Here is a 4,064-nt window from a genome sequence, read left to right on the forward strand (position 1 = left end):
GCGAACCGCGCGAAGTCCCTCGCCGCCCCGATCGCCGCCTCCAACTGCTCGCCCCCCACATTGTCGAAGTACACGTCGATCCCCTCCGGAGCCACCTTCACCAGCTGCCCAGCCACCGGCGGCAGCGCTGGCCTCCGGCGCCGCGGCCGCGGCACTCTCACCGTCGGCCGGGCCGCCCGGGTGCCCGCGCGGCCGGTGAAGGTCCCGGGCCGCCGCACGGCGCAGCGCGTCCTGGCCTCCGCGGTCGCGCCGCGGCCGCCCGCGGTGGGCGGGCCCGCGCCCCTTGAGCGCACCCCCGCACCCGCGCGGCAGCGCCGCCGGCGCGGCGCGCCCGTTCCCGTCACGCTCCGTACGGACGTGACCGCGCACGATGCGCGGAGATCTCCCGCTGTCCGGGGCCGTACCTGCCCCTGACCCCCGTTTGTCATCTCCTGCCGCCAAGCGCGGCAATCGCCGATAAGGCGGGACTTTTGGGACCTTGACGCAATCATTCCGTGATGCCGGAAGAGAACGCTTTCTCACGGCTTGATGCCTGCGGCGCCCGCATGGGGCGCGTGTTGATAAGGAGAAAAATGGCGATCTCTCGTCGCACTGCGTTACGTGCGTCATTCCTCGGCGGCACCGGCGCGGCACTCGTCGGGGCCGGCGGCGGTACCGCCCTCGCGGACCCGGCGGACAGCGCCCCCGGTGCCACCGACGCCGCGACCGCGCTGCGGCTGCTGAAGGACGGCAACCGGCGCTGGCGGCGCTTCGCGTCCCGCCATCCCCACGAGTCCCGCGCGCGGCGCGAGGAGGTGGCCGGCGGCCAGCACCCCTTCGCGATCATCCTCAGCTGCGCCGACTCGCGCGTCCCCCCGGAACTCGTCTTCGACCAGGGGCTGGGCGACCTCTTCACCATCCGCGCGGCCGGCGAGGTCCTGGACGAGTCCGTCCTCGGCTCCATCTGCTACGGCGCCCAGCACCTGCACGTCCCCCTGGTCGTGGTGCTCGGCCACTCCTCCTGCGGCGCGGTGACCGCCGCCGTGGACGTGCACGACGGCGGCGAGGCGCCGCACGGCCACATCGGCTACCTCGTCGAGCGGATCCTGCCCGTGGTGGACGCCACCCCCGACGAGGGCGACGGCTTCGTGGACGCCTGCATCTCGGCCAACGCCCGGCACGTCGCCGAGGAGCTGCGCGCCGACGCCGACCTGCGCGGGCTGGTCGACTCCGGGAAGCTGAAGATCGTGGCGGCCAGGTACGAGCTGGACACCTACCAGGTGAACTTCCTCGACTGACCCGGCCGCCGGTGACCGCGGTGCGGGGGCGCGTGGACGGAACGCGGCCCCGCACCGCTCCCGGCCCCGGCGGCGCCGGCGAAGCGGCCTTCCGCCGGCCGGCCCCCAGCGGCGCGGCGAGCCGGCGCCCCTCCCCGGAAGCGGGCGGTGCCGTCCGGCGGCGCGTGTCGCGAGCGCTCCGGGCAGCCCGGCGCGGGTCCGCGGCGTCCTTCTCCGGCGATCGCGTACCGACGTTCGGAGGAACCCCTGTGCCAAGGAGGAAGGTCGCCCTCATCGGCTGCCGGACCGTCGCGACCCTCGGCATCCTCGTGGCCGGCGGGTGCACGGCCCACGCGGTCCGCGTGAATCTGCGGGACGGGCACCCGTGGGTCCGGGACGAGCAGACCGAGTACCGCCTCGGTCTGTTCTGGGACCGGATGGACGACTCCGCGCGCGACTGAGGTGTGCACCGCGGCGGCCGAGAGCGGGAGGGACGAGGCCGCCCGGCGGGTCAGGGACTTCGTGCGGATGGAGCTGCACGGACCCCACTCGACAGGTGGATCATCAGGAAGTGCGGGTGGTTCTGAGCCCGTCCGCTCATGCTCCGCGGGCCAGGCCGGCCGCGGCAGGTGGTCCGCCGTGCGCCCCGGACGGCCCGGTCCCGTCCCGGGGCGGTCCGGGCCCCGGAGGCGGCCCTCCGGGGCGTTCCCGCGTCCGGCCGCGGCCGGATCTCCTCACGCCTGCAGGTAGCGGAGCACCGCCATCACCCGGCGGCTGCGGCCGGCGGGCTCGTCATGGAGCCCGAGCTTGTCGAAGATCGCGTTGATGTGCTTCTCCACCGCGCTCTGCGAGACGAACAGCCGCTGCGCGATGCCGGCGTTGGCGTAGCCCTGCGCCATGTGCGCCAGCACCTCGCGCTCCCGCTCGGTGAGCCGCGCCAGCGGGTCGGCGTGGCTGGTGCGGGACAGCAGCTGGCGCACCACCTCCGGATCGAAGGCCGCGCCGCCGTCGCGGACCCGCTCCAGGGCGTCGAGGAACTCGCCGACCTGCGCGACCCGGTCCTTCAGCAGGTAGCCGACCCCCTCGGGAGCGCCGGTCAGCAGCTCGGTCGCGTAGCGGTGCTCGACGTACTGGGAGAGCACCAGCACGCCGATGCCCGGATGCCGGCGGCGCAGGTCCAGTGCGGCGCGCAGCCCCTCGTCGGTGTGGCCGGGGGGCATCCGCACGTCCACGACCACGACGTCCGGCGGATCGGCGTCGACCGCCGCCAGCAGCGCCTCGGCGTCACCGACCGCGGCCGCCACCTCGTGCCCCTCCTCGACGAGCAGCCGGGCCAGGCCCTCGCGCAGCAGTACCGAGTCCTCGGCCAGGATCACCCGCACGGCAGCTCCGCGGTGACCACGGTCGGCCCGCCGAGCGGGCTGCGCACGTCGAGCCGGCCGTCCAGGGCGGCGACCCGCCGGGCCAGCCCGGACAGCCCCGGACCGGCGGGGTCGGCCCCACCGCCCCCGTCGTCGGTGATGGCGACGATGACCATGTCGGCCTCCTCGGTGAGAGTGACGGTGATGGCGCTGGCCCCGGCGTGCTTGGTGGCGTTGGTGATCGCCTCCCGCGCGACGAAGAAGGCCGCGGTCTCCACGTCCGTGCCGGGTCGCCGGGTGAGTCCGTCCCGGATCCGGACGGGAACGCTGGACCGCTCCGCGGCACCGGCCAGGGCGGCGGCCAGCCCGAGCTCGTCCAGCACCGCGGGATGCACCCGCCACGCGATCTCCCGGAGCTCGCCGAGCACCTGCTGGGACTCCACGTGCGCCTGCCGGAGCAGGTCCGCGTGCCGGGCGGGATCGGTGCCGCGGCGGGCGCGGCCGAGCAGCATGGCGAGGGCGACCAGGCGCTGCTGGACGCCGTCGTGCAGGTCGCGCTCGATGCGGCGCCGCTCCTCGTGGACCGCCCGTACGACCCCGGCCCGGCTCTCCGTGAGCTCGGTGATCCGGCGCCGCAGCAGGTCGGGCCCGCTCGGGCCGAGGAACCACCGCGCCAGCCGGCGCTCGGCGGCGCCGAGCAGGGCGGCCGCGGCCATCGTCGCCGAGAGCACCAGTACGGCACCGCTCACGCCGACCGCGCTGGACGCCACCGACAGGTGCAGGCCGGGCGTCGAGAGGTTGACGATCTGGGACTCGCCCGCTCCCCACGCCCACAGTCCGCCGCCGAGCAGGAGGAAGGCCAGGAACAGCCCGCTGACCAGGGCGTAGCAGCCGAGCAGGCTCAGCGGCAGCCGGCAGAGGAGGTACTCCACCGCCCGCCGGGACGTGTGCTGGGGGAGCGCGTCGTGGTCCAGCCAGCGGGCGAGCCGCCGCCGCTCCAGCGCGACCAGCCGTTCCAGGCCGGCCGCGGCGGCCCGCCGGGCCCGCGGCCACGCGGCCGGCCACGGCCGGGCGAGCGCCAGCAGCAGCCCGCCGGCGAGCAGCCAGCCGGCGCTGAGCAGCGCCGTCCCGGCCCCGAGCAGCACGCCCGCGGTGCGCCGGCACCCCTGCCCGAGCAGCGCGGCCAGGCCGCGGCGCCCGCTCCGGGCGGCGGGGCCGGCGTCCGTTCGCATGCGCATCCTCGGCTTCGGTCAGGGGCGGGTCGCGGGCCGGTGACGTCGCGTCGGCCGGACCACGTCGATCTTAGGAGCCTCCTGGCCGCGGCAGCGAGGAGGTGCACCGCGCGGTGTGACGGGGGAGGGCCGCAGGGCGGATACTGCGGAAAACCCCATGGTGCCCGGCAACCGGGGGGCGGCGGCCAGCCCGAGCTCGTCCAGCACCGCGGGAT

General features: G+C 76.0%; 4 protein-coding genes and 1 pseudogene. 2 read left to right on the forward strand and 3 right to left on the reverse strand.

Annotated elements, in window-relative coordinates; genetic code table 11:
- Positions 1 to 110: pseudogene (locus DEF28_RS25775) on the reverse strand (NADP-dependent oxidoreductase); the annotation flags it as partial.
- A gap of 462 nt (positions 111 to 572) precedes the next feature.
- Here DEF28_RS25775 and DEF28_RS25780 point away from each other — a divergent pair.
- Together DEF28_RS25780 and DEF28_RS25785 are read left to right on the forward strand one after the other, a co-directional pair.
- The gene (locus DEF28_RS25780) at positions 573 to 1,277 is read left to right on the forward strand and encodes a carbonic anhydrase (protein WP_114400783.1); all 705 of its coding nucleotides are present in this window, start codon (positions 573 to 575) and stop codon (positions 1,275 to 1,277) included.
- Between the two features lie 248 nt (positions 1,278 to 1,525).
- Positions 1,526 to 1,717 (forward strand): hypothetical protein, encoded by a 192-nt coding sequence (locus tag DEF28_RS25785; protein ID WP_114400784.1) that lies wholly within the window; start codon positions 1,526 to 1,528, stop codon positions 1,715 to 1,717.
- A 273-nt stretch (positions 1,718 to 1,990) separates the two neighbouring features.
- Here the strand turns inward: DEF28_RS25785 and DEF28_RS25795 are convergent, their stop codons facing one another.
- Positions 1,991 to 2,638: a response regulator transcription factor gene (locus DEF28_RS25795; RefSeq protein ID WP_114400785.1), complete on the reverse strand. Its 648-nt coding sequence runs from the start codon at positions 2,636 to 2,638 to the stop codon at positions 1,991 to 1,993.
- Positions 2,629 to 3,849, reverse strand: a complete 1,221-nt coding sequence (locus tag DEF28_RS25800) for a sensor histidine kinase (protein ID WP_114400786.1) — start codon at positions 3,847 to 3,849, stop codon at positions 2,629 to 2,631. The genes DEF28_RS25795 and DEF28_RS25800 overlap by 10 nt, the downstream gene beginning before the upstream one ends.
- Positions 3,850 to 4,064 lie beyond the last annotated feature (215 nt).

Origin of the sequence: Marinitenerispora sediminis, from assembly GCF_003336425.1 — a bacterium.
Taxonomy (GTDB): Bacteria; Actinomycetota; Actinomycetes; order Streptosporangiales; family Streptosporangiaceae; genus Marinitenerispora; species Marinitenerispora sediminis.

Bases quoted from the DNA above. Each gene is read 5' to 3' on its own strand.
- DEF28_RS25780 (WP_114400783.1), top strand. From the start codon at position 573: ATGGCGATCTCTCGTCGCACTGCGTTACGTGCGTCATTCCTCGGCGGC.
- DEF28_RS25800 (WP_114400786.1), bottom strand. From the start codon at position 3,849: ATGCGAACGGACGCCGGCCCCGCCGCCCGGAGCGGGCGCCGCGGCCTG.